General features: G+C 71.9%; 21 protein-coding genes and 1 riboswitch. Of the genes, 18 read left to right on the top strand and 3 right to left on the bottom strand.

Features of this window, described 5'->3' with window-relative positions; all coding sequences use genetic code 11:
• Window positions 1-45: 45 nt before the first annotated feature.
• Complete coding sequence (locus tag ACLQ2N_RS16755; protein WP_425814205.1) at window positions 46-675, top strand: TetR/AcrR family transcriptional regulator; 630 nt, start codon at window positions 46-48, stop codon at window positions 673-675.
• A gap of 60 nt (window positions 676-735) precedes the next feature.
• On the opposite strand, the gene ACLQ2N_RS16750 is transcribed toward ACLQ2N_RS16755, so the two are convergent.
• On the bottom strand, window positions 736-1,611 hold the full coding sequence (locus ACLQ2N_RS16750) for a DUF4190 domain-containing protein (RefSeq protein ID WP_425813658.1): 876 nt from the start codon (window positions 1,609-1,611) through the stop codon (window positions 736-738).
• 258 nt (window positions 1,612-1,869) lie between these two features.
• Between ACLQ2N_RS16750 and ACLQ2N_RS16745 the strand changes: the two genes are divergently transcribed.
• From ACLQ2N_RS16745 to ACLQ2N_RS16665, 17 genes are all read left to right on the top strand, one after another.
• Window positions 1,870-3,969 (top strand): N-6 DNA methylase, encoded by a 2,100-nt coding sequence (locus tag ACLQ2N_RS16745; RefSeq protein ID WP_425813656.1) that lies wholly within the window; start codon window positions 1,870-1,872, stop codon window positions 3,967-3,969.
• Between the two features lie 122 nt (window positions 3,970-4,091).
• Window positions 4,092-4,715 (top strand): hypothetical protein, encoded by a 624-nt coding sequence (locus ACLQ2N_RS16740; protein WP_425813654.1) that lies wholly within the window; start codon window positions 4,092-4,094, stop codon window positions 4,713-4,715.
• Window positions 4,712-6,244, top strand: a complete 1,533-nt coding sequence (locus tag ACLQ2N_RS16735; protein WP_425813652.1) for a protein kinase domain-containing protein — start codon at window positions 4,712-4,714, stop codon at window positions 6,242-6,244. The genes ACLQ2N_RS16740 and ACLQ2N_RS16735 overlap by 4 nt, the downstream gene beginning before the upstream one ends.
• Before the next feature lie 87 nt (window positions 6,245-6,331).
• Window positions 6,332-7,300, top strand: a complete 969-nt coding sequence (locus ACLQ2N_RS16730; protein WP_425813650.1) for a glycosyltransferase family 2 protein — start codon at window positions 6,332-6,334, stop codon at window positions 7,298-7,300.
• On the top strand, window positions 7,297-7,701 hold the full coding sequence (locus ACLQ2N_RS16725) for a GtrA family protein (RefSeq protein ID WP_425813648.1): 405 nt from the start codon (window positions 7,297-7,299) through the stop codon (window positions 7,699-7,701). Before ACLQ2N_RS16730 ends, ACLQ2N_RS16725 begins: the two co-directional genes overlap by 4 nt.
• 101 nt (window positions 7,702-7,802) lie before the next feature.
• On the top strand, window positions 7,803-8,249 hold the full coding sequence (locus ACLQ2N_RS16720) for a hypothetical protein (RefSeq protein ID WP_425813646.1): 447 nt from the start codon (window positions 7,803-7,805) through the stop codon (window positions 8,247-8,249).
• Window positions 8,250-8,380: 131 nt separating this feature from the next.
• Window positions 8,381-9,037: a SurA N-terminal domain-containing protein gene (locus tag ACLQ2N_RS16715; RefSeq protein WP_164400489.1), complete on the top strand. Its 657-nt coding sequence runs from the start codon at window positions 8,381-8,383 to the stop codon at window positions 9,035-9,037.
• A gap of 33 nt (window positions 9,038-9,070) precedes the next feature.
• Window positions 9,071-10,033, top strand: coding sequence for a nucleoside triphosphate pyrophosphohydrolase (locus ACLQ2N_RS16710; RefSeq protein WP_425813644.1), 963 nt, complete (start codon window positions 9,071-9,073; stop codon window positions 10,031-10,033).
• A gap of 9 nt (window positions 10,034-10,042) precedes the next feature.
• Window positions 10,043-11,389 (top strand): cytochrome P450 family protein, encoded by a 1,347-nt coding sequence (locus tag ACLQ2N_RS16705; protein WP_425813642.1) that lies wholly within the window; start codon window positions 10,043-10,045, stop codon window positions 11,387-11,389.
• A 106-nt stretch (window positions 11,390-11,495) separates the two neighbouring features.
• Window positions 11,496-12,557 carry a transglycosylase family protein gene (locus ACLQ2N_RS16700; protein ID WP_425813640.1) on the top strand — a complete coding sequence of 354 codons (1,062 nt, stop codon included), beginning with the start codon at window positions 11,496-11,498 and terminating at the stop codon, window positions 12,555-12,557.
• A 285-nt stretch (window positions 12,558-12,842) separates the two neighbouring features.
• Window positions 12,843-13,011, top strand: a riboswitch (cyclic di-AMP (ydaO/yuaA leader).
• A gap of 4 nt (window positions 13,012-13,015) precedes the next feature.
• Window positions 13,016-13,732, top strand: a complete 717-nt coding sequence (locus tag ACLQ2N_RS16695; protein WP_425813638.1) for a transglycosylase family protein — start codon at window positions 13,016-13,018, stop codon at window positions 13,730-13,732.
• A gap of 299 nt (window positions 13,733-14,031) precedes the next feature.
• The gene (eno, locus tag ACLQ2N_RS16690) at window positions 14,032-15,312 is read left to right on the top strand and encodes a phosphopyruvate hydratase (protein WP_425813636.1); all 1,281 of its coding nucleotides are present in this window, start codon (window positions 14,032-14,034) and stop codon (window positions 15,310-15,312) included.
• 92 nt (window positions 15,313-15,404) lie between these two features.
• On the top strand, window positions 15,405-15,875 hold the full coding sequence (locus ACLQ2N_RS16685; RefSeq protein WP_425813634.1) for an FtsB family cell division protein: 471 nt from the start codon (window positions 15,405-15,407) through the stop codon (window positions 15,873-15,875).
• A 70-nt stretch (window positions 15,876-15,945) separates the two neighbouring features.
• Window positions 15,946-16,485: a DUF501 domain-containing protein gene (locus ACLQ2N_RS16680; protein ID WP_425813632.1), complete on the top strand. Its 540-nt coding sequence runs from the start codon at window positions 15,946-15,948 to the stop codon at window positions 16,483-16,485.
• 13 nt (window positions 16,486-16,498) lie between these two features.
• Entirely contained in the window at window positions 16,499-17,440 is a 942-nt protein-coding gene (locus ACLQ2N_RS16675; RefSeq protein ID WP_425813630.1) for an exopolyphosphatase, read from the top strand.
• 414 nt (window positions 17,441-17,854) lie between these two features.
• Window positions 17,855-19,240, top strand: a complete 1,386-nt coding sequence (locus ACLQ2N_RS16670) for an NAD(P)/FAD-dependent oxidoreductase (RefSeq protein ID WP_164400411.1) — start codon at window positions 17,855-17,857, stop codon at window positions 19,238-19,240.
• 308 nt (window positions 19,241-19,548) lie between these two features.
• The gene (locus ACLQ2N_RS16665) at window positions 19,549-20,853 is read left to right on the top strand and encodes a class I SAM-dependent methyltransferase (protein ID WP_425813628.1); all 1,305 of its coding nucleotides are present in this window, start codon (window positions 19,549-19,551) and stop codon (window positions 20,851-20,853) included.
• Window positions 20,854-20,918: 65 nt separating this feature from the next.
• Here the strand turns inward: ACLQ2N_RS16665 and ACLQ2N_RS16660 are convergent, their stop codons facing one another.
• A complete protein-coding gene (locus tag ACLQ2N_RS16660) occupies window positions 20,919-23,447 on the bottom strand; it encodes an ABC transporter permease (protein WP_425813626.1) in 2,529 nt (842 codons plus the stop codon).
• A gap of 79 nt (window positions 23,448-23,526) precedes the next feature.
• Window positions 23,527-24,297: an ABC transporter ATP-binding protein gene (locus tag ACLQ2N_RS16655; RefSeq protein ID WP_425813624.1), complete on the bottom strand. Its 771-nt coding sequence runs from the start codon at window positions 24,295-24,297 to the stop codon at window positions 23,527-23,529.
• Between the last annotated feature and the right edge of the window lie 111 nt (window positions 24,298-24,408).

The following is a 24,408-nucleotide window of genomic DNA, read 5'->3' as shown; positions in this document are numbered from 1 at the left end:
GTTCTAGAAAGAACGTAGCACGACTTCTTGAGCGAGCGCTCTAGAATGTGGGGCATGGGTGAGACAGGTGCGACGCGCGGACGGCCGCGCTCCTTCGACCGGGACGCCGCGCTGGCGGCGGCCGTCCGGCTGTTCTGGGAGCGGGGCTACGGGGCGACCTCGATCGGTGAGCTGACGGAGGCGATGGGTATCCGGCCCGCGAGCCTCTACGCCGCGTTCGGCGACAAGCGGTCGCTCTTCGAGGAGGCGGTCACCGCGTACGGGACCACGCCCGTCGGGACCTTCATGCGCGATGCCCTGGAGCAGGAGCCCACGGCCTACCGCGCGTTCGCGCGTCTCCTGCGGGAGGCCGCCCGGATCTACGCGGATCCCTCGCACCCGGCGGGCTGCATGGTGATCACGGCGGCCGTGAACGTCGCACCGCAGGACGCCGGGGTGGCCGACCGGCTGAAGGGTGTGCGCAACTCCAACGTCACGGCATGGGAGGCGCGGCTGCGGGACGCGCAGCGCGCGGGCGAACTGCCGGAGCGGGTGAACCCCCGCACTCTCGCCGGGTACTTCGCCACGGTCATCCAGGGCATGTCGCAGCGTTCCTGCGACGGGGCGAGCCCGGAGGAGCTGGCCGAGATCGCCGAACTGGCGCTGGCCGCCTGGCCGGGGGAGCGCGAGGGCTGAGCCGACGCGGAAAACCCGCCCCGGTGGGCGGGTTCCACGGATGCGGGCACGCTGCGCGGGTCAGAGCTTCAGGTCCCACAGCGTCGAGTCGTACGTGAAGCTGGGGCTGACCTCGACGGTGAGGTTCTTCGCGTCGGACGGTGCGTCGAACGCGTAGAGCACCGTGACCTTCTTGCCGGGCAGGATCGTGCCGGTGAAGCCCGAGCCGACCTTGCCGTCGAAGATCTGCTCCGCGTCGACCCCGTCCTTCCCGGCCCTTCCCTCGACGGTGACCAGTGCGGAGTCGAACTTCTCCTTGCCGGCGTTCTCGATCACGACGGCCACCTGGTACGCCTTGTTGCCCTTGGTGTGACCGGCCGCGAACTCGCCGGGCGAGTACGTCGTCGCGTCGCCGACCGTGACCGTCAGGTCGTCGTCGTACACGATCGCGTCACCGGCCTCCAGCGCCTCGCCGGTGGGCTTCTCCTCCTTGCCGGCCTTGTCGTCGCCCTTCGCCGCGTCGGCCTTGTCCGCCTTGTCCTCGCCCGCCTTCGGCTTCGCGGACGTCTTCGTGTCCGACACCGCCTTGTTGATGTCGTCCACCGCGTCGTCCACCGCCTTGAACGTGATCACCGCGCCGACCACCGACATGATCAGCGCGATCAGCGCGAGGACCGTGCCGAACGTGGCCATGTTCTTGTTCGTCGCCTCGCCCCTCTTGGCGCGGCCCCGGCCGACGAGCCCCAGGATCAGCGCGATCGTCCCGAGGATGCCCGCCAGCCAGAAGAGGAGCGGGATGAGACCGGAGACCGCGCCGATGAGCCCGAGGATCAGTGCGGCGATGCCCAGTCCGTTGCGCGCGGGTCGCAGGCCGGGCGCGTGAGCGGGGCCGTACGGCTGCTGCGGCTGGGAGTACGGGGGCTGCGGGGACTGCGGCGGCTGCGTGAACTGGGACATGGCTGTGCCCTTCGGCAAGTACGGGATGAGTGGTGAGCGGATCCACCGGGCGTCGCTCGTTCAGCGACGGGTTAATCACAGCATCATCTGTGAACCGAGTCAACACTGTTCACGCGAGACAGGTTCGTGCACGCTGTGAATCGACATCGAATGGTGCGGTGTGTACGGGTCGGTATGCTCGCCCCACGCCGCCGTGGCGCACCGCGCGCGGCGCCACGTTGCGCCGACCGCCGGCGGTACAGCACAGGGAGACAGCAAGTGCCGGAGAACGCGACAGAGGTGACCGCCGCCGGGATCGCCCGCCTGGCGGGCGTGGGGCGCGCCGCCGTCAGCAACTGGCGCCGCCGGCACGCCGACTTCCCCCAGCCCGTGGGCGGCACCGAGACCAGCCCGTCCTTCGCCCTGCCCGAGGTCGAGCGGTGGCTGCGCGACCAGGGAAAGCTCGTCGAGGTCCCCCTCCGAGAACGCGTCTGGCAGCAGCTGGCCGGCCACCCGGCGGGCCCGGTCACCGCTCTCGTCCACACCGGCTGCGCCCTGCTCCTGGTGAACCGCAGCCCCGCCGCCTGGCGGGAGATCACCGGCGTCTCCGACGAACGGATGGCCGGGGTGCTCTCCCTCGCCCTGGACGACGCCCTCGCCGACCGGTTCGGCCCCGCCGGGAACGGGCGCGCCGTCCGCACCCCGGACCGCGCCGAGCTCCTGCCGTCCGTGCCGCTGCTGCGCGGCGCCGCCGAGCTGGCCGCAGGGACCGGCGTCCGGGAGGCGTACGAGTTCCTGCTCGGCCGTCAGCTCGACGCCAACCCGCGCCAGTACACGCTGACCCCGTCCGGTCTCGCCGAACTCATGGCGGAACTGGCCGGTACCGGCGGACCCGGCGTGCGCACCGTCCTCGACCCGGCGGCGGGCACCGGCGCCCTGCTCACCGCGGCCCTCGGCGCGGCGGACGCCCCGGGAAGCCCCGCAGTCACCGCCCTCCACGCCCAGGAGAGCGACCCCGGCCTCGCCGCCGTCACCGCACTCCGCCTCGCCCTGCGCGCCGCCCCCGCCGACCGCACGGTCGACGTGCGGACCGGGGACACCCTGCGCGCCGACGCCTTCCCTCGGCTGGCCGCCGACGCCGTGCTCTGCCACCCGCCGTTCAACGAGCGCAACTGGGGCCACGACGAACTCGCCTACGACCCCCGCTGGGAGTACGGCTTCCCCGCCCGCACCGAATCCGAACTCGCCTGGGTCCAGCACGCGCTGGCCCGGCTGCGCGACGGCGGCACCGCCGTCCTCCTGATGCCGCCCGCCGCCGCCTCCCGTCGCTCCGGCCGCCGTATCCGCGCCGACCTCCTGCGCCGGGGCGCCCTGCGCGCCGTCATCGCGCTCCCGGCCGGCGCCGCGCCCCCGTACGGCATCCCGCTCCACCTGTGGGTGCTGCGCAGGCCCGGGGCCCAGCCGCGGCCCAACCCCGAACTGCTGCTGATCGACACCGCCGAGCCCGCCGAGCAGGTCGCCGGAGGCGGCCGGGACCGCCTTGACCTGACCGTCCTGCGCCACGCGGTACTCGACGCCTGGCACGCGTACGAAGGGCAGCGCCCGCAGCCCACGGCACCGCACTCCGCCGCCGCCCGTACCGTCCCCGTCATCGAACTCCTCGACGACGACGTCGACCTCGCCCCCGCCCGCCACCTCCCCTCCTCCGCCGCCACCGGCGGACCGGCCGAGCTGGCCGGCGTACGGGAGCGGCTGACCAGGACCCTGGGGCTCGCCACGGACCTCGCCCCGCCGCCACCCGCCCCCGCCGCACCCGCGCACCGCCCGCTCACCACCATCGGCGAACTCGCCCGGGCCGGCGCCCTCCAGCTCCGCCACGGCGGCGCCGGCACCGGCACCGGCCCCGTCCTCACCGAGCACGACGTGCTCGGCTCCACCCCGCCCTCCGGCACCCCGGCCGCCGGCGGCACCCTCGAGGAGCCCGTCCTCGTCGCGGCGGGCGACGTCGTCGTGCCCGTGCTCGGCGGTGTCACCGTCGTCCGGGTCGTGGACGAGGCCACCGCGGGTGCCGCGCTCGGCCGCAACCTCCAGTTGCTGCGCCCCGACCCGGCCGTGCTCGACCCCTGGTTCCTCGCCGGCTTCCTGCGCGGCACCACCAACAACCGGCAGGCCAGCAGCCACGCCTCCACCGCGACCCGGCTCGACGCCCGCCGACTCCAACTGCCGCGCCTGCCCCTGGCGGAGCAGCGGCGCTACGGCGAACGGTTCCGCGCGCTCGCCGCGTTCGAGGACGCGCTGCGCCTCGCCGGACGGCTCGGCGGACAGCTCGTCCAGGGCCTCTACGACGGCCTGACGGACGGTACGGTCACGCCGGAGTGACCGGAACCACAACGGTTCCGCACAACCCCGGGCCCTCTGTCGGTGTCGCCCCTTACGCTCGGATCCGCACGCACGCCCGTGTGCGCGCGGACGTTTCACGACCAGGCAATCCAGGAGCAGCCATGTACGCCCCGGGTCTTCCGCCCACGGCGCCGCGCCGGGTCCCCGGCAGGGCCTGGATCGTCTCCATGCGGGTGCTGTTCATCCTGCTCGCGGTCTGCTCCTTGGGCTTTCTGCTGTGGGCACCGCTGCTCAGGCTCGCGTTCGTCCGCCGCCGCGCCCTCGACTGGTGGACGGCAGGCGCCGGCTTCGTGTTTGTCTGTGTGGTGGTCGCCGTGCTCGGCAGGAACGAGCCGAACGTGGAGGCCGACAGCATCGACAGCGCGTTCATAGCGCTGCAGCTCCTGGTCCTCGCGGCCGCCTGCGTGTACTACCTCGTCGCCGACGTGCGTTTCTACGCGCGGCTGACGGGGAAGGCCGCCGGCTTCCCGCACGCGGGCCCCGGCTACGCGTACGTGACCACCGTGCCCACCCCGCCGTACGGACAGCCGCAGCCCTACCCGCCGCACCCCGGTCAGCAGCATCCCAGCCGGCAGCACCCCTACCCGCTGCCCCTCACGCGCTGCCCCCAGCCCGAGGACGCCCGCCCGGCCCCGCAGCACCCCGCCCCGCCCCAGCGCATCGACCAGGTCCGCGCCGAGCTGGACGAGCTGAGCGACTACCTCCGCAAGGAGGAGGGCCGGTGAGCGGTCGCCTCATCGGCGGGCGGTACGAACTGGCCACGATCCTCGGCCAGGGCGGCATGGGCCAGGTCTGGACGGCCTACGACCAGCGCCTCGACCGCCGCGTCGCGGTCAAGCTGCTGCGCCCCGACCGGGTCACCGGGCCCATCGGCAGCGAGGCCGCCGACGAGCTGCGCCGCCGCTTCGTACGCGAGTGCCGGGTCACCGCACAGGTGGACCACCCCGGCCTGGTCACCGTGCACGACGCGGGCAGCGACGGCGACGACCTGTTCCTCGTCATGCAGTACGTGGAGGGCGCCGACCTCGGCGACCACCTCGCCGAGCACGACCCCTACCCCTGGCCCTGGGCCGTCGCGGTTGCCGCGCAGCTGTGCGCCGTCCTCAGCGCCGTGCACGCCGTGCCGATCGTCCACCGTGACCTCAAGCCCCGCAACGTGATGGTCCGTCCGGACGGAACCGTGCTCGTCCTCGACCTCGGTGTCGCGTCCGTCCTCGACACCGACACCACCCGTCTCACCCACACCGGCTCGCCCATCGGCTCCCCGGCCTACATGGCCCCCGAGCAGGCCATGGGCGGCGCGGTCGGCCCGTACACCGACCTCTACGCCCTCGGTGTCCTCCTGCACGAACTGCTCAGCGGCGATGTGCCGTTCGCCGGATCCACGGCCCTCGGCGTGCTGCACCGGCACCTGTACGAGCCGCCGCTGCCGGTCCGGCAGATCCGGCCCGACATCCCCGAGGCGCTGGAAACGCTCGTGCTGCGGCTGCTCGCCAAGGACCCGCAGCACCGCCCCGCAAGCGCCCAGGAGGTGTACGAACACCTCGCCCCGCTGCTGCCCGCACGCGGCTCCCGGCCGCCCGCCGGGCCGCTCGACCCCACCCGTTCGTTCCTGCGCCCGCACGCCCCCTGGCCCGACCGGGCCACGGTCCCGCCGCCGGCCATGCCCGCCACCCCGCCGGCCCGGACGGACGTCGCCGCCGCCGTGGACGAGGTCAAGCGGCTCCTCGGCGAGGGGCGCATCACCCAGGCCGTGGACATGCTCGGCGGGCTCCTCCCGGTCGCCGCCGAACAGCACGGAGCCGGCTCCCCGGTGGTCCGCATCCTGCGCAAGCAGTACGCGGCGACCCTCATGGACGACGGCCAGTACCGCCGCGCCCTGCCCGAACTGCGCCGGCTCGCCGACGACCGGGCCGCCGAGGCGGGCCCCGCCGACCCGCAGACCCTCGGCTACCGCTGTGACGTCGCCCAGTGCCTGGAACAGCTCGGCGAACCCGCCGCCGCGCTCGCGGAGTACCGCGCCGTGCTGCCGTACTACGAGAACCAGTACGCCACGGGCAACGACCCGGCACGCTCGTACGAGATCCGGCACCGCATCGGACAGCTGCTGCTCGCCCTCGGCGACCACGCGAACGCGCGCGCCCAGTTCCAGTCCCTGCTCTACGACACCGAGCGCGCCTACGGCCCGCACCACCCGCTGCCCGTCGAGCTGCGCCGGCAGCTGGAACGCCAGAGGGAGGTCCGGGGCGGCTGAGGCCCGGGACGGGCCGTTCACCCGATGGCCGCCCACCGGCCACACCGGGCTCCGGAAGGCGACACATCGACCGGTTGATGTACATGGGTGCTGATTTCGCTGGTGGTGCCTTGTTTCAACGAGGAAGAGATCCTCGAACGCTTCCATGAACGCGTCACGGACGAAATGTCCCGCCTCGGGCACGCGTTCGAGGTCGTCTACATCGACGACGGAAGCGCCGACCGGACCCTGCCCCTCATCCAGGAGCTGGCGACCGCCGACGCGCGCGTCCGCTACGTCTCCTTCAGCCGCAACTTCGGCAAGGAGGCCGCCATGCTGGCCGGCCTCCAGCACGCCGAAGGGGACGCCGTCGTCCTGATGGACGCCGACCTCCAACACCCGCCGGAGCTGGTCGGCCGCATGCTCCAGGAGCACGCCGGGGGATACGACCAGGTCATCGCCCGCCGCACCCGCGCCGGCGACCGCGTCACCCGCACCCTCACCGCCCGCGCCTACTACTGGCTGATCAACCGCCTCGTGGACGTCGAACTGGTCGACGGCGTAGGAGACTTCCGGCTCCTCTCCCGCCGCGCGGCCGACGCCGTGCTCTCCCTCACCGAGTACAACCGGTTCTCCAAGGGCCTCTTCGCCTGGGTCGGCTTCCCCACCACGACGTTCAGTTACGAGAACGCCGTACGGGAACAGGGCCGCTCCGCCTGGACCTTCGGCAAGCTCCTCAACTACGGCCTGGACGGGCTGCTCTCCTTCAACAACAAGCCCCTGCGCGCCGCCCTCTACCTCGGCCTGCTCCTGACCTCCGTCGCCCTCGCCTACGCCGCCTGGATCGTCGGCGTCGCCCTCGTCCGGGGCGTCGACACCCCCGGCTACGTCACCCTGCTCGTCGTCGTCACCGCGCTCGCCGGCGTGCAGATGGTGCTCGCCGGAGTCGTCGGCGAATACGTCGGCCGCATCTACTACGAGGTCAAGCGCCGCCCGCACTTCCTGGTCAAGGCCACCAACACCCGGACCCGCGAGGCCGCCGCGGAGCCGGAGCCCCGGGAGTTCGTACGCCGATGACGGTCACCGCACAGATGGCACGGTTCGCCCTCGTGGGCGCGGTGAACACCGGCACGTACTACGGCCTCTACCTGCTCCTGCTGCACCGGCTCCCGTACATCGCCGCCCACGTGCTCGCCTTCCTTCTCAGCATGATCGGGTCGTTCTTCCTGAACTCCTACTTCACGTACCGCACCCGGCCCACCTGGCGGAAGTTCCTGCTCTTCCCGCTCACCAACGCGGCGAACTTCGTCATCACCACCGGCGGCGTCTACCTCCTGGTCGGCCTGGCCGGATTCAGCGACCGCTACGCCCCGCTGGTGGCCGCCGCGGGCGCCATCCCCATCACCTTCCTGGTCTCGCGCACGATCATGCTCCGGCCGGACGCCCCGCCCCGGAAGCGGGCGGAACCCGTGGCCTGAGACGGCGGTCGGGAAGCCGGGGCGGGCAGGGCACAATGTCCCCGGCACGCGAGGGGATCGCCCCCGCGCCGCCTTGATCACACGAGTCACCGAGGGGTGCTGTGAACGGAAGACGAAGCCGGGCTCTGCTGAAGGCCGTGACGCCGATGCTGGAGCCCGGGGAGCAGGTCGTGGCGCTGTCCCTGGTGAACCTGAGTGAGATATCGGTCAAGCGGAACCTGGCGGTGGGCGTCGCCGCGGCGGTACTGAGCGGCGGGACGATGATCGCGGCGGCGTCCCCGCAGCCGATATACCTCGCGGCCAGCCGCGAGCGGCTCTTCCTCTTCGTCGCCAACCCGGCCTTCGCCAAGCCGGACCGGCACCTGACCACGTTCCCGCTCCAGGGCCTCAAGCGCACCGGGATCAAGAACCGGGTCCTGAAGAAGTCCTTCGACCTGGTCGACGAGTCCACGGGCAGCGCGCTGCGCCTCTTCTTCCCCGCTCTGGTCAGGAACAACGGCCTGGACGTCGTGGCCGGTCTCGTCCCCGAAGTGGTGGCCACCGCCTGAAGCGGGGCGGCCCGCATCCCCAACTCCTCCCGAATCGTTGGTCGAATCAGTGGCCCGGACCGGTTCCACTCCCTAACATCGATCACCGCAAGGCTTTGTGCACCGCCGCACAATCTCCTCGGGAGGCTCCTTTGCACCGCCGCCGTCGCACCGCGCTCACCGTCTCCGCCGCGCTGCTCGCCGCAGCGCCGCTCCTCACCGCCTGCGGCAGCCAGGCCCACCCCGGCGCCGCGGCCGTCGTGGGCGGTGACCGGATCACGGTGTCCACCGTGCAGGCGCAGGTGGCCGACGTACGCGAGGCGCAGGGCTCGTCCCCGCAGTCCGCCCAGCTCACCGACCAGTCCGGCCAGCTCGCCCGCGCCAAGCTGCACGGGCTCATCCTGGACCGCGTCCTCGACCGGGCCGCGGCGGACGCGGGCGTCACGGTGAGCCGCGCGGAGATCCAGCAGATGCGCACCTCGGCCGTCGCGCAGTACCACGGCGAGAAGGGGCTCCAGCAGGCCGTCCTCCAGGAGCGCTGGCTCGCCCCGGGCCAGATCGACGCCTTCCTGCGCGAGCAGATCCAGATCACGAAGCTCGGCCAGGCCCTCGGCGCCGACCCGTCCACACCCGAGGGCACCAAGGCCATCGGCGACGCGCTGACCAAGGCGTCCAAGGCGCTGGACGTCGACGTCAACCCCCGCTACGGCACCTGGGACAACCAGCAGATCCAGCTGGCCGACTACAAGGCCCCGTGGATCTCCCAGGTCACCAAGCCCGCCCAGGCGGCCGCCGAGGCCGGGGCCTGAGCCGCCCGGGACGGCCGGGGTAGATTCGGTGGCGTGAACGCTGAAGACCCCGGCCGCATCGTCCTGCTCACCGTCAGCCACCGGGTCGCGCCCGGACTGCTGTCCTGGCCCGCCTGGCAGGCGCTGCACGGCGCCGACGAGGTGCGCTGCGGCGAGCCGGAGCAGCCGCAGCTGCCGTATCTGAGCGAGGCCGGCGTCACCGTCACCCCGGGCGTGCCCGACGCCCCGGAACTCGTGGACGCCTGCGCGGGCGGCCGGACCGTGGTCGTCCTGACCGGCGGCGCGGGCAACCAGCCGCTCACCGACGGCCTGGCCCGGCTGGCCGGCTCCGGACGGGTGCGGATGCCCGGTCTGGAGCTGCTCCCCGGCTCGTACGACCTGCCGGGCGCCCGGCTCCTCGACCTCGTCCAGGTCATGGACCGCATCCGCGTCGAGTGCCCGTGGACCTCGCAGAAGACCCACGAGGGCCTCGCCAAGTACGCCATCGAGGAGGCGTACGAGCTGGTCGAGGCGATCGAGGACGGCGACCGCGAGGAACTGCGCGAGGAGCTGGGGGACGTACTGCTCCAGGTCGTCTTCCACGCGCGCATCGCCGAGGAGGACGAGGAGGAGCCGTTCTCCGTGGACGACGTGGCCGGCACGCTCATCGAGAAGCTGATCCACCGCCACCCCCACGTCTTCGGCGACGAGACCGCCGAGACCCCGGAGGACGTCCACGCGCACTGGCTGCGCACCAAGGCGATCGAGAAGCAGCGTGAATCGGTGACCGACGGGGTCCCGCTCGGCCAGCCCGGCCTCGCGCTCGCCGCGAAGCTCGCGAGCCGGGTCCGTACCGCCGGACTCGACGTGCCGCTCCCCGAGGGCGACGACATCGGCTACCGCCTCCTCGCCCTCGCCGTACAGGCCCAGGACGAGGGCGTCGACCCGGAGGCCGCGCTGCGCGCCGCGGGACGCGCGTACCGGGACGCGATCCGGACGGCGGAGGGCACCGGATAACGTCGGGGAGTGAACGACAGCCCCCCCGACAGCCCCGCCGAAGCCGCGTCCGTACCCGCCGGCTGCCCCGCCCACACCTCGTCCGTCGCCGTACCGCCCGCGCCCGAACTTTTCACCTGGGAGTTCGCCACCGACCCGTACCCCGCGTACGCCTGGCTGCGCGAGCACAGTCCCGTGCACCGCACCACGCTGCCCAGCGGCGTCGAGGCATGGCTCGTCACCCGGTACGCGGACGCCCGGCAGGCCCTCGCGGACTCCCGGCTGTCCAAGAACCCGGCGCACCACGCCGGGCCCGCGCACGCCAAGGGGAAGACCGGCATCCCGGGTGAGCGCAAGGCCGAGTTGATGACGCACCTGCTCAACATCGACCCGCCCGACCACACCCGGCTGCGCCGCCTGGTGTCCAAGGCGTTCACGCCCCGGCGTATCGCGCAGTTCGCGCCCCGGGTGCAAGAGCTGACGGACCGGCTCATCGACGGATTCGTGGAGAAGGGGGAGGCCGACCTGATCCACGAGTTCGCCTTTCCGCTCCCCATCTACGCGATCTGCGACCTGCTCGGCGTGCCCCGTGAGGACCAGGACGATTTCCGGGACTGGGCGGGCATGATGATCCGGCACGGCGGCGGCCCGCGTGGCGGGGTCGCCCGGTCCGTGAAGAAGATGCGGGCCTATCTGCTCGAACTGATCCACCGCAAGCGTGAGGACCTGGGCGACGACCTGATCTCGGGGCTGATCCGGGCGAGCGACCACGGCGAGCACCTGACCGAGAACGAGGCTGCGGCGATGGCCTTCATCTTGCTCTTCGCCGGCTTCGAGACAACCGTGAACCTGATCGGCAACGGCGTCCACACCCTGCTGAGCCACCCCGCCGAGCGCGAGCGGCTGCAACGTTCGCTGGTGGCGGGCGACACCGGATTGCTGGCCACCGGGATCGAGGAACTGCTCCGCTACGACGGCCCGGTGGAGCTCGCCACCTGGCGGTTCGCCACCGAGCCGCTGACCATCGGAGGGCAGCGCGTGAAGGCGGGCGATCCGGTGCTCGTGGTGCTCGCGGCGGCCGACCGGGACCCCGAACGGTTCGCCGGGCCGGACACGCTGGACCTGTCGCGGAGCGACAACCAGCACCTCGGCTACGGCCATGGCATTCACTACTGTCTGGGAGCGCCGCTGGCGCGGCTGGAGGGGCAGACCGGGCTCGCCACCCTGCTGACACGCCTTCCGGACCTGCGGCTTGCGGGAGAATCGAGCGATTTGCGGTGGCGCGGCGGGCTCATCATGCGCGGACTGCGCACCTTGCCGGTGCACTTCACGCCGGGCGCGCGCGCCGAGAGAGATGACAGACCGTCACCTCTGTGACTTTCACGTGATCTGCGCTGCATCGACTTGTGACTCACGTTCGAGTTTCGCTAGGTTCACCGTTCGACTCACCAGTCGCTTGTCAGTCACACGGAAGGCATCTCCCATGGGCTCCGCGAACGGCAGACACCGCCGCCCTCGTCAGGCACCCGCCATCGTGGTCGCCGCAGGCGTCACGGGCTCGGCCATCGCCATCCCGCTGCTCGGCGCGGCGAGCGCACACGCCGCGGACACCGCGACCTGGGACCGGGTGGCCGACTGCGAGAGCGGCGGTATGTGGAGCGCCGACCTCGGCAACGGCTCCTACGGCGGTCTCCAGTTCACGCCCGAGCTGTGGAAGGCGTACGGCGGTGAGGCCTACGCGGAGCGCGCCGACCTCGCCAGCCGCTCGCAGCAGATCGCGGTCGCCGAGCGGGTCCTGGCCGCCAAGGGCCCGAAGGCGTGGCCCAGCTGTGCGGTGATCTCCGGGCTCACCAAGACCGCGGGCAAGGCGGACGTGGATCCGGGCGACCAGGATGCGGACGAGCCCGCCCGGAGCGCCGACGCGGGGCTGGACGCCGGTCTCGGCGCCGACCCGGCGGACGACGCGTCCTCGGGCTCGTCGGCCGCCCCCTCGGACGAGGCGTCCGGCGGAGCCACCGCGGACAGGGAGGCCGGCAAGAGCTCCGGCAAGCACGCGGGCCGGAGCGCGGAGGACAGCGGCAAGGGCGAGGCGTCCGCCTCCCCGTCGGCGGACCCGTCCGCCGACCCCTCGGGCACCCCGTCCGCCGATCCGTCCACCACGCCCTCGGCCGACCCCTCGGCGGACCCCTCGGCCGACGCGACGGACGACGCGCGGGCGAAGGGCGGCAAGCACCGGGGCGCCCCGGCCGCCGACGACGCCTCGGGGGCGGCCGCCGGGCGCGACGCGGGCCGGCACGCCTCGCGGGGTGACGGTGACGCACGCGACAGCGCTGCGCGGCCGGCTGACGGCACGTACACCGTACGGCCGGGCGACAACCTCTGGGCGATCGCCGACGCGCAGGACCTGCCCGGCGGCTGGCCCGAGCTGTACGAGGCGAACAAGGACGAGGTGGGCTCCGACCCGGACCTCATCCTGCCCGGCCAGAACCTCGATCTGAGCCTGGCTGACGCGGGTCAGGGCAAGGTCACCGAGAACGCCGGATGAGCCGTTAGAGCCCCTTGCGCTTTGGGTGGTTTAAGAGACCCATGTCCCACTTTTGACCGAGTGAGACATGGGTCTCTTTGCGTGAACTCACGCTTCTTGTCCGGGAGGTCCCGCCGCATCCGTTCCGACCTGCGCAAATGAGGGTTCATCGGACGCTCTTACGGGATGATTATCCGGTATGTCTGTCTTTGAATATGACCGCTGGGTGTGATTACGGTCAGAACCGCTCGCACCGCGGGCCCCGTCGACCGTCACGCCGAATCCTGCCGTCGGTCGGAGGGAACAGACGCGAAAGCGCCGTAGGCAGGAGCGGGGGACCCAGGTAGGCGCTGGGCCTGATCGTCGGGAGACGTGACAGGACCGGCTAGGGGTGAAGCCGCGCCAGGAGCGCGGCCGGGCAACTCACTTGGCCCGAACCCGACAGCTCACCTCGCAGGCGTCGGTGAGGAGAAGACTCGATGCTGCTCAACCGCAAGGGCAACAAGCACCGCCGCCCCTCCAAGGCCGTCCGTGTCGCCACGCTCGCCGGTGTCGCCGGTGCCGCCGTCGCCGTGCCGCTGATGGGCGCCACCAACGCCTCCGCCGCCTCCGTCGCCACGTGGGACGCCGTCGCCCAGTGCGAGTCCGGCGGCAACTGGTCGATCAACACCGGCAACGGCTACTACGGCGGCCTGCAGTTCTCCCAGTCCAGCTGGGCCGCCGCCGGCGGTACGCAGTACGCGCCCCGCGCCGACCTGGCCACCAAGGCCCAGCAGATCGCCACCGCCGAGAAGCTCCTCGACATGCAGGGCCCGGGCGCCTGGTCCTGCGCCGGTGCCGGCAACCTGGCCAACGACGGTGTCGACCCGGGTGTGGACACCGGCTCCGGTGCCGCGAAGCAGGAGGCCGCCCCCAAGCAGGAGGCCGCCCCGAAGAAGGCCGAGCGCACGGAGGCCCCGGCCACCAACCGCTCCGACCGCTCGGACGCCCCGAAGAAGACGGTCACCACCCCCACCGGCAAGAAGGTCGCCAAGGGTGACGGCGAGTACAAGGTCGTCGCCGGTGACACGCTGAGCAGGATCGCCGCCGACCACCACGTCAAGGGTGGCTGGGGGCAGCTGTTCAAGCTGAACAAGGACATCGTCCAGGACGCCGACCTGATCTACCCGGGCCAGCAGCTCCACCTGACGAAGTAACCGCGATCCCTCCTCGCTGATCACTCAGGCCGCCCCGGCCCGGCACGCACTCTCCCCCCGTGTGTGCCGGGCCGGGGCACGCCGGTTCCGGGGCCGGGCGGCTCCGGTGATTGTTCAACTGTTGTAGTTACCGGTCAGTAAATATTCGGCCTTTCGTCCCGGTACGCCCGCTCTTGGGTCCTTTTTCGTCCCAGGGGGCGGGCGGTCGGCCGACGCGGAGGGCCGGGCCGGTTAGGCTCTTGTGGCAAGGCCAAAGCGACCCTGCACAATCAGCGTCATATCCCAGAAGGAGATGCCTCGTGCCGTCCATCGACGTCGTCGTAGCCCGGGAAATCCTCGACTCCCGGGGCAACCCCACGGTCGAGGTCGAGGTCGGCCTCGACGACGGCAGCACCGGTCGTGCTGCTGTTCCGTCCGGCGCCTCCACCGGCGCGTTCGAGGCCATTGAGCTTCGTGACGGCGACCCCAACCGCTACCAGGGCAAGGGCGTCGAGAAGGCCGTCCTCGCCGTGATCGAGCAGATCGGCCCGGAGCTCGTCGGCTACGACGCCACCGAGCAGCGCCTCATCGACCAGGCGATGTTCGACCTGGACGCCACGGAGAACAAGGGCTCGCTCGGCGCCAACGCCATCCTCGGCGTCTCCCTCGCCGTCGCCCACGCCGCCTCCGAGGCCAGCGACCTCCCGCTGTTCCGCTACCTCGGCGGCCCGAACGCGCACCTGCTGCCCGTTCCGATGATGAACATCCTGAACGGCGGCTCGCACGCCGACTCCAACGTGGACATCCAGGAGTTCATGATCGCGCCCATCGGCGCCGAGTCCTTCTCCGAGGCGCTGCGCTGGGGCGCCGAGGTGTACCACACGCTGAAGAAGGTCCTGAAGACCAAGGGCCTGTCCACCGGCCTCGGTGACGAGGGCGGCTTCGCGCCGAACCTGGAGTCCAACCGCGCCGCCCTCGACCTCATCATCGAGGCCATCAAGGAGGCCGGTTACGCCCCGGGCAAGGACATCGCGCTCGCGCTCGACGTCGCCGCCTCGGAGTTCTACAAGGACGGCTCGTACGAGTTCGAGGGCAAGTCCCGCTCGGCCGCCGAGATGACCGAGTACTACGAGGAGCTCGTCGCCGCGTACCCGCTGGTCTCCATCGAGGACCCGCTGTACGAGGACGACTGGGCAGGCTGGAAGGTCATCACCGACAAGCTGGGCGCCAAGGTCCAGATCGTCGGCGACGACCTCTTCGTCACCAACCCGGAGCGCCTGGCCCGCGGCATCGAGGAGGGCTCCGCCAACGCCCTGCTCGTCAAGGTCAACCAGATCGGTTCGCTGACCGAGACCCTGGACGCCGTCGAGCTGGCCCAGCGCAACGGCTTCAAGTGCATGATGTCGCACCGCTCCGGCGAGACCGAGGACGTCACCATCGCCGACCTCGCCGTCGCCGTGAACTGCGGTCAGATCAAGACCGGTGCCCCGGCCCGCTCGGACCGCGTCGCCAAGTACAACCAGCTGCTGCGCATCGAGGAGATCCTCGACGACGCCGCGGTGTACGCGGGCCGCTCGGCGTTCCCCCGCTTCAAGGGCTGACGCCCCCCGCGGGTAGCCCCCGCCTCCGTCCGTCCCCGCGCCCGGTCACGTACCGTGTGCGGGGACGGACGTCGTAATGGGGAGGCGGGAACATGGCCGTGAAGGACCGGGACCGGTTCTCCACCGCGACCCGGCTGCGGCTGCTCGGTGAGCAGACCGCCGCCCGCGTCTACCGGTCCCAGAACCGGCGCCAGGCCCGCCGCTCCCGGCTCACCGGCCGGGCCGCCTTCCTGGCCCTGGTCGTCTGCTCCCTGGTCGTCGCCCTCGCCTACCCGATGCGGCAGTACGTGTCGCAGCGCGACGAGATCGCCGACCAGCGCAGGCAGGCGCGGGAGGCCGAGGCGCGCACCGAGGAGCTGCGGGACCAGAAGGCCCGGCTCCAGGACGACGCGTACATCAAGCGGCTGGCCCGGGAGCACCTGCACTACGTTCTCCCCGGGGAGACCGGCTACACCGTGGTCGACCCCGACGCGGTCGAGGAGCGCGACGGGAAACCGGCCGAGACGGACCGGCCCTGGCACTCCAACCTGTGGGACGGCGTGGACAGCGCCGACCGCGGCTGACGGCCGTCCCCACCCCCGTACCTCTGCAGAACCCGCGGTTCGAGCAGTCCGATCAGCACCCTAGGCAGGCATGGAAACGCCCCCTCCCCAGACCGAGCCCACCGTCCCCACCGAGGCGGACATCGCCGCGTTCCGGCAGCAGCTGGGCCGCCCGCCGCGCGGGCTGCGCGCCATCGCGCACCGCTGTCCGTGCGGCAACCCGGACGTGGTCGAGACGCAGCCCCGGCTGGAGGACGGCACGCCGTTCCCGACGACGTACTACCTGACGTGCCCGCGCGCCGCCTCCGCCATCGGCACGCTGGAGGCGAACGGGGTCATGAAGGAGATGACCGAGCGCCTGGGCAGGGACCCCGAGCTGGCGGCGGCGTACCGGGCGGCCCACGAGGACTACATCGCGCGGCGCGACGCCATCGAGGTCCTGGAGGGCTTCCCGAGCGCCGGCGGCATGCCGGACCGGGTGAAGTGCCTGCACGTGCTCGTCGGGCACTCACTGGCGGCCGGTCCCGGCGTCAACCCGCTGGGCGACGAGGCGATCGCGATGCTTCCGGAGTGGTGGCGCAAGGGCCCGTGCGTGTCGCCGTGCGGCGAGCAGGGTACGGACGAGGGCTGAGGGGGCGGCAGACATGACGCGTGTGGCCGCCATCGACTGCGGTACCAACTCGATCCGTCTGCTGGTCGCGGACGCCGACCCGGTGACCGGGGAGCTCGTCGAGTACGCCCGGCGCATGGAGATCGTCCGGCTGGGGCAGGGCGTCGACCGGACCGGCCGGCTCGCCCCCGAGGCGCTGGAGCGCACGTTCGCCGTCTGCCGGAGTTACGCGGCGGTGATCGAGGAGCACGGCGCCGAGCGGGTGCGCTTCGTCGCCACCTCCGCCTCCCGGGACGCGGAGAACCGGGACGACTTCGTGCGCGGGGTGCTGGACATCCTGGGCGTCGAGCCGGAGGTGATCAGCGGGGACCAGGAGGCCGCGTTCTCGTTCGCCGGGGCGACCAAGGAGCTGACCGGGCGCGACGACCTCGCGAAGCCGTACCTGGTCGTGGACATCGGCGGCGGCTCCACCGAGTTCGTCGTCGGCGACGACCGGGTGCGGGCCGCCCGGTCCGTGGACATCGGCTGCGTCCGAATGACCGAGCGCCACCTCGTGCGGGACGGCGCCGTCGCCGATCCGCCCCCGCCCGAGGGGATCGACGCGGTCCGCGCCGACGTGGCCGCCGCCCTGGACCTGGCGGAGGAGACCGTGCCGCTCGCCTCGGCGGCCACGCTGGTGGGCCTCGCGGGGACGGTCACCACGGTGGCCGCGATAGCCCTGGGGCTGGAGGAGTACGACTCCGCGGCGATCCACCACTCCCGCGTCTCCCTGGAGCAGGTCCGGGAGATCACCGCGCGGCTGCTGGCCTCGACCCATGCGGAGCGCGCGGCGTTCGGCGCGATGCACCCGGGCCGGGTCGACGTGATCCCGTCCGGTGCGCTGATCCTCCAGGCCGTGATGGAGCGGACCGGGGCGCGCGAGGTCGTGGTGAGCGAGCACGACATCCTGGACGGAATCGCCTTCTCGCTGGCGTGAGCCAGGCGCTCATGCGTCGTCCCGCCCGCACCGTTGAGTGGGCGGGACGCGCCTGGTGGGGCGGGGTCCGGGCCGCCTCGCCACCAACTTCGTGAACTTCTTCACAAGGAATTGGCCGCGTCGGCCCGGTCTTCTGCTCCGGATGGGTCACGCCGGGGGTGAGCGGGGTCACTCGGGGGCCGGAACGAAGGGTTCCGCGAAAGGTGCGCCCGGGCCGACCGGGAAGGCCGTTCGGCCCGGGCCGAGGGCCGAGGGCCAGCTCGCGGGCGGTGAACAACGTTCACCACTGTAACGGGGTTCCCGGTGCGGGTCATGACCTGGGTCACGTGGGCGGCGAACTATAGCAGAGGGTGGCTGCAACCTTGTGAAGGGGCTCACGAGCATGCCCCCCGAGTGGGGTGGATACTCGATGGCATGAGCACCACGGAGCGTCCCAGGATCCTCGTAGTAGGCGGTGGGTACGTAGGTCTGTACGCAGCTCGGCGCATCCTCAAGAAGATGCGCTACGGCGAGGCGACCGTCACGGTCGTCGACCCCCGGTCGTACATGACCTATCAGCCCTTCCTCCCCGAAGCTGCCGCCGGCAGCATCTCCCCTCGGCATGTCGTCGTCCCGCTGCGACGCGTCCTGCCCAAGGCCGAGGTGCTCACCGGGCGTGTCACCACCATTGACCAGGACCGCAAGGTCGCCACGGTCGCGCCGCTCGTCGGCGAGGCCTACGAGCTGCCCTTCGACTACCTGGTGATCGCGCTCGGCGCGGTCTCCCGGACCTTCCCGATCCCCGGTCTCGCCGAGCAGGGCATCGGCATGAAGGGCATCGAGGAGGCCATCGGCCTGCGCAACCACGTCCTGGAGCAGCTGGACAAGGCCGACTCCACGACCGACGAGGACGTCCGCCGCCGGGCCCTCACGTTCGTCTTCGTGGGCGGCGGGTTCGCCGGTGCGGAGACCATCGGCGAGGTCGAGGACATGGCCCGCGACGCGGCGAAGTACTACACGAACGTGAAGCGCGAGGACATGCGCTTCATCCTGGTCGACGCCGCCGACAAGATCCTTCCCGAGGTTGGTCCGAAGCTCGGGACCTGGGGCCGCGAGCACCTGGAGTCCCGTGGTGTCGAGGTCTTCCTCTCGACCTCCATGGACTCCTGCGTCGACGGCCACGTGGTGCTCAAGAACGGCCTGGAGGTCGACTCCAACACCATCGTGTGGACCGCCGGTGTGAAGCCGAACCCGGCGCTGGCCCGTTTCGGTCTGCCGCTCGGCCCCCGCGGTCACGTGGACACCTCGGAGAAGCTCCAGGTGCAGGGCACCGACTACATCTGGGCCGCGGGCGACAACGCCCAGGTCCCGGACATGGTCGGCCGCAAGGCGGGCAACCCCAACGCCTGGTGCCCGCCGAACGCCCAGCACGCGCTGCGTCAGGCCAAGGTCCTCGGTGACAACGTCATCTCCGGGATGCGCGGCTTCCCGCAGGCCGACTACAGCCACGCCAACAAGGGCGCGGTCGCCGGTCTGGGCCTGCACAAGGGCGTGGCGATGATCGTCATGGGCAAGATGAAGATCAAGCTCAAGGGCCGCCTCGCCTGGTACATGCACCGTGGCTACCACGGTCTGGCGATGCCGACCTGGAACCGCAAGATCCGGATCTTCGCCGACTGGACCCTCGCGATGTTCCTCAAGCGCGAGGTCGTCTCCCTCGGCGCCATGGAGACGCCGCGCGAGGAGTTCTACGAGGCCGCCAAGCCGGCCCCCGCGCCGGCCGCCGCGAAGCCCGTGGGCGAGAAGGCCAAGGCTTCCTAGCTCCGCGAGGCCCCAGCGGCCGCAGTATCGACGCCCGAAGGGGCCGTCCGCCATCCGTGGTGCGGGCGGCCCCTTCGGCGTATCCGGGTGCGCGCGGGCGGCGTCGCGGCGCGGGCCGCACCCCCGGCGGATGGGTGTGCCGTGCACGCATTTTGCCGTTCCCTTGCCCGGTAGCGGGATGGCCGGGCCGCCGCAGACTGTTGTGGGGGATGTACCACGCCGAGGCGCCCCGGGTGCCGGGGCGTGGTCCGGGACATGTGTGGGCATGTCTGGGCACGTCGGGAAACACCGTCACGGAGGTGTGCGCCATGGCAGACGCCGCATTGCGGCTGACCGCTCTCGCCCAGCAGTTGCTGGGCCAACCCCTACCGGTCCGCGTCCGGGCCTGGGACGGCAGCGAAGCCGGACCGCCCGGGGCCCCCGTCCTCGTCATCAGGAACCGCCGGGCCCTGCGCCGGCTGCTGTGGAAGCCGGGCGAACTGGGCCTGGCCCGTGCCTGGGTGGCCGGCGAACTCGACATCGAGGGCGACCTCTACGAGGCCCTGGACCTGATGGCCGGGCTCATCTGGGAGCGCGAGGCCGAAGCGCCGGGCGGCCTCCGGGTGCTGCGCGACCCGAAGGTGCGCGCCGCCGCCGCGGACCTGCTGAAGCTGTCCGGGCCCTGGCTGCCGCCCGCCCCGCCGCCCGAGGAGGTACGGGCGCGCAGCGGCTCCCTGCACACCAGACGCCGCGACAAGGAGGCCATCAGCCACCACTACGACGTGGGCAACGACTTCTACGAACTGGTTCTGGGACCGTCCATGGTCTACTCCTGCGCCTACTGGGAGGACGCCGGGACCCTGGAGAGCGCCCAGCGCGACAAGCTCGACCTCGTCTGCCGCAAACTGGCCCTCAAGGAGGGCGACCGCCTGCTGGACGTCGGCTGCGGCTGGGGCTCCATGGCCATCCACGCCGCCCGCGAGTACGGCGCCCGCGTCACCGGCGTCACCCTCTCCGCCGAACAGGCCGCCTACGCCCGCAAGCGCATCGCCGACGAGGGCCTGACCGACCGTGTGGAGATCCGGGTCCAGGACTACCGGGACGTCCGCGACGGACCCTACGACGCCGTCTCGTCCATCGGCATGGCGGAGCACGTCGGCTCCGTGCGCTACCGGGAGTACGCCGACGACCTCTTCGCCCTCCTCAAGCCCGGCGGACGCCTCCTCAACCACCAGATCGGGCGCCGTCCGGAGAAGGACGAGTCGGCGTACGAGATCGACGCGTTCATCGACGCGTACGTCTTCCCGGACGGGGAGCTGGCCCCGGTCGGCCGGACCCTCGCCATCCTGGAGGAGGCCGGCTTCGAGGCCCGGGACGTCGAGGCGCTGCGCGAGCACTACGCGCTGACCCTGCGCCAGTGGGTCGCCAACCTGGAGCGGGGCTGGCAGAGCGCCCTGAAGATGGTCTCGCCCGGCCGGGCCCGGGTCTGGCGGCTCTACATGGCCGCGTCCGCCCTCTCCTTCGAGCGCAACAAGATCGGGGTCAACCAGATCCTCGCGGTGCGCCCGGAGGCGGACGGCGCCTCGCGCATGCCGCTCCGCGCCCGCGCCTGGAAGGCCGACGCGACCGCCTGAGCGCCGTGGAGCACGGGAGGGGCCGGTGTCCGCGGACACCGGCCCCTCCCCTCGTAGCGTTCCGGCTACTCGGTCTTGATGGCCGTCAGCATGTTGAGCCTGGCGGCGCTACGGGCGGGCCACAGGGCGGCGAGCACGCCCACGGCGCCGGCCAGGAGCAGGAAGACCGCGATCCGGCCCCAGGGGATCACCAGTACGTACTGGGGGATGCTCTCGGCCACGGTCTGCCCGATCGCCCAGCCGAGGAACAGCCCGAGCCCGATGCCGACGAGCGCGCCGAACAGCGAGATCACCACCGCTTCGAGCCGGATCATCCGCTTGACCCGGCGCCGGTCCAGGCCGATCGCCCGCAGCATGCCGATCTCCTGCTGGCGCTCGAACACCGACATGGCCAGGGTGTTGACGACCCCGAGCACCGCGATGACCAGCGCCATGCCGAGCAGGCCGTACATGATGTTCATCGCGAGGTTGACGCCGCCGCCGAACATGTCCCGGATGTCCTGGCGGTCCATGATGCTCATGCCCGGGTTGTCGCCCAGCGCGTCCACCAGCGCCTGTTCGTGGTCCGCGCTCGCGCCGCCCTCCGTCTTCACCCAGATCTCGCGGATGTCGCCCTTGCCCTCGTGCGGGGCGACGGTCGCGCGGGGGACGAGGACCGGCGAGAGGAACTCGTTGTCCTTGTAGAGCGCGCCGACCGTCAGCGTGCCCTTCTTCTTGTCGTCGTACGTGACGGAGACGGTGTCCCCGGGCTTCCAGCCGTGCGACTTCGCGGTCTTCTCCGCGACCGCGATCTGCCCCTTCTCCAGGGTGTCCAGGGAGCCCGCGACGGTGTCGACGGTGAGCACCTGCTGCACGTCGCCCGGGGTCACGCCGGAGGCCGAGACGCCCCGCCCGCCGATCGTCAGCCAGACGGCCTGCTGGGGTGAGGCGGCGGTGACGCCGTCGGCCTTCTCCAGGGCGGTCAGCGCCGCCTCGTCGAGGGCGTCACCGCTGGCCATCGAGACCATGTAGTCGGCCTTGATGTTGTCCGTGGTCACCTTGTCGACGGCCTGGCCGAGGGTGACGCCGAGCACCGAGATGCCGGTGACGAGGGTGAGGCCGATCGCCAGCGCGGACGCGGTGGCACCGGTGCGCCGGGGGTTGCGGACGGCGTTCTGCGCGGCCAGCTTGCCCGCGACCCCGAACAGCCGCCGCAGCAGCGGGCGCACCAGGGCGATCACCGGGCGGGACAGCAGCGGGATGAGGACGATGACGCCGATCAGGGCGAGGAACGTGCCGCCCGCGATGAGCAGTTGTCCGTCCGACCCGGCCTGGGCCGCGCCGCCGACGATGGCCGCCGTGCCCAGCAGCGTGATGATGCCGCCGATGGTGTTGCGCACGACGAGGGACTTGACCGTCGCCACCGCGTGCGCGCTGTTCATCGCGGCGACCGGCGGGATCTTCGCGGCCCGGCGGGCCGGCAGCCAGGCGGCCAGCACGGTGATCAGGACGCCCACGGCGAACGCGGCGATCACCGTGACCGGGGCGATCACCAGCGGCCCGGCCGGGATCTTGCCGCCGAGCAGGCTCATCGCGGAGCGCAGCCCGGTCGCGAGGCCGAGACCCAGGGCGAAGCCGACGACGGAGGCGATGAGGCCGACCACGGCCGCCTCCAGGAGCACCGAGCGCTTGACCTGGCGGCGGGACGCGCCGACGGCGCGCATCAGGGCCAGCTCCTTGGTGCGCTGGGCGACCAGCATGGTGAAGGTGTTGGCGATCAGGAAGACGCCGACGAAGAGGGCGACCCCGGCGAAGGCGAGCAGCAGCTTGTTGAGGTCGCTGAGTCCGGCCTCGATGTCCTCGGCCTGCTCGTCCGCGCGCGCCTTGCCGGTCTTGGCCTCGGCGTCCTTCGGCAGCAGCGGCTTCACGGCCGCGAGCAGCCGCTGGTCGGAGGCGCCGGGCGCGGCGGTGACGGAGACGTCCTTGAACTCGCCGGGGCGCAGGAACAGCTTCTGTGCGGCCGGGGTGTCGAAGAGGACCAGGCTGCCGCCGGCGTTGACCGCGCCGTCCTCGGTGGTGAAGACCCCGGTGAGGGTGTACTCCTTCACCGGCCCGTTGGTGGCGACGCGGACCTTGTCGCCGACCTCGTACTCGCCCTTCTCCGCGGTGTCGCGGTCCAGGGCGATGCTGCCGGGCCCCGTGGGACCCGTGCCGTCGGTGAAGGCGTACGCGGGGTCCTTGCCGTCCTCGCCGGGGGCGAAGTTGGAGCCGGTGTTGGACCAGCCGTTGCCGATGAGCTTGCCGTCGGGGTCGGCGACCCCGGCGAATCCGTCGACCCGGCCGGTGACGGACGCGACGCCGTCCAGGGCCCGGATCTTCTTCAGGGTGGCCTCGCCGACGGCGGCGGTCTCCTTGTCGCGTTGGTCGGCATGGGTGGTGACGGCGACGGCGATGTCGTCGTAGCTCTTGGCCGACTGGTTGCGGAAGGCGTTGCCGAGGGTGTCGGTGAAGACCAGGGTGCCGGAGACGAAGGCCACGCCGAGCATCACGGCGAGGATCGTCATCAGCAGCCTGGCCTTGTGCGCGAGCACGTTGCGCAGGGCGGTACGGAACATGTCTGTCAGTCCTGGGTGTCTGCCGGCCCGGGGAACGACGGGCCGGAGGAAGGGGTACGAAGCGCCGGTGCGGGCCGGCTCAGCTGGTGCGGCCCTTGGCGTCGAACGCCTTCATCCGGTCCAGCACCCCGTCGGCGGTGGGGTGGATCATCTGGTCGACGATCGCCCCGTCCGCCAGGAAGATGACCCGGTCCGCGTAGGAGGCGGCGACCGGGTCGTGGGTCACCATCACCACGGTCTGGCCCAGTTCGCGCACGGAGTTGCGGAGGAAGCCCAGGACCTCGGCGCCGGAGCGGGAGTCGAGGTTGCCGGTCGGCTCGTCCCCGAAGATGATCTCGGGCTGCGAGGCCAGGGCGCGGGCCACCGCCACGCGCTGCTGCTGGCCGCCGGAGAGCTCGGTGGGGCGGTGCTTCAGCCGGTCGGAGAGGCCCACCATGCCGATGACCCGGTGCAGCCACTCCTGGTTCGGCCTGCGGCCCGCGATGTCCATCGGGAGCGTGATGTTCTCCAGGGCGGTGAGCGTCGGCAGCAGGTTGAACGCCTGGAAGATGAAGCCGATCTTGTCCCGGCGCAACTGCGTGAGCTGCTTGTCCTTGAGCGCGCCCAGCTCCGTCTCGCCGATGCGCACCGAACCGCTGCTGAAGCTGTCGAGCCCGGCGACGCAGTGCATCAGCGTGGACTTGCCGGAGCCCGACGGGCCCATGATCGCGGTGAACTCGCCCTGCGGGAAGTCCACGGTGACCCGGTCGAGAGCGGTCACCCGCGTCTCGCCCTCGCCGTAGACCTTGGACAGTTCCGTGGCGCGGGCGGCCACCGCGGTGGCGCGGTGAGCGGTGGACATGGTGGTCACAGCAGACTCCAGGCTGGGGTGCGTACGGGACGGGGCCCGCCCGGCGGCCCGCCGCGTCGGCGTGGGCCCCGGGTCAGGGGTACCGCTCCATCGTCTCCGCCGGACGGCCGC

It is taken from the genome of Streptomyces sp. DT224 (assembly GCF_049844595.1).
In the GTDB taxonomy this organism is placed as follows: domain Bacteria; phylum Actinomycetota; class Actinomycetes; order Streptomycetales; family Streptomycetaceae; genus Streptomyces.
Note: the sequence above shows the minus strand (reverse complement) of the source record. Positions and strands in the feature narration are given on the sequence as shown.

Bases quoted from the DNA above. Each gene is read 5' to 3' on its own strand.
- ACLQ2N_RS16755 (WP_425814205.1), top strand. From the start codon at position 46: ATGTGGGGCATGGGTGAGACAGGTGCGACGCGCGGACGGCCGCGCTCC.
- ACLQ2N_RS16750 (WP_425813658.1), bottom strand. From the start codon at position 1,611: ATGTCCCAGTTCACGCAGCCGCCGCAGTCCCCGCAGCCCCCGTACTCC.
- ACLQ2N_RS16740 (WP_425813654.1), top strand. From the start codon at position 4,092: ATGTACGCCCCGGGTCTTCCGCCCACGGCGCCGCGCCGGGTCCCCGGC.
- ACLQ2N_RS16725 (WP_425813648.1), top strand. From the start codon at position 7,297: ATGACGGTCACCGCACAGATGGCACGGTTCGCCCTCGTGGGCGCGGTG.
- ACLQ2N_RS16700 (WP_425813640.1), top strand. From the start codon at position 11,496: ATGGGCTCCGCGAACGGCAGACACCGCCGCCCTCGTCAGGCACCCGCC.
- ACLQ2N_RS16695 (WP_425813638.1), top strand. From the start codon at position 13,016: ATGCTGCTCAACCGCAAGGGCAACAAGCACCGCCGCCCCTCCAAGGCC.
- ACLQ2N_RS16685 (WP_425813634.1), top strand. From the start codon at position 15,405: ATGGCCGTGAAGGACCGGGACCGGTTCTCCACCGCGACCCGGCTGCGG.
- ACLQ2N_RS16680 (WP_425813632.1), top strand. From the start codon at position 15,946: ATGGAAACGCCCCCTCCCCAGACCGAGCCCACCGTCCCCACCGAGGCG.
- ACLQ2N_RS16675 (WP_425813630.1), top strand. From the start codon at position 16,499: ATGACGCGTGTGGCCGCCATCGACTGCGGTACCAACTCGATCCGTCTG.
- ACLQ2N_RS16670 (WP_164400411.1), top strand. From the start codon at position 17,855: ATGAGCACCACGGAGCGTCCCAGGATCCTCGTAGTAGGCGGTGGGTAC.
- ACLQ2N_RS16665 (WP_425813628.1), top strand. From the start codon at position 19,549: ATGGCAGACGCCGCATTGCGGCTGACCGCTCTCGCCCAGCAGTTGCTG.
- ACLQ2N_RS16660 (WP_425813626.1), bottom strand. From the start codon at position 23,447: ATGTTCCGTACCGCCCTGCGCAACGTGCTCGCGCACAAGGCCAGGCTG.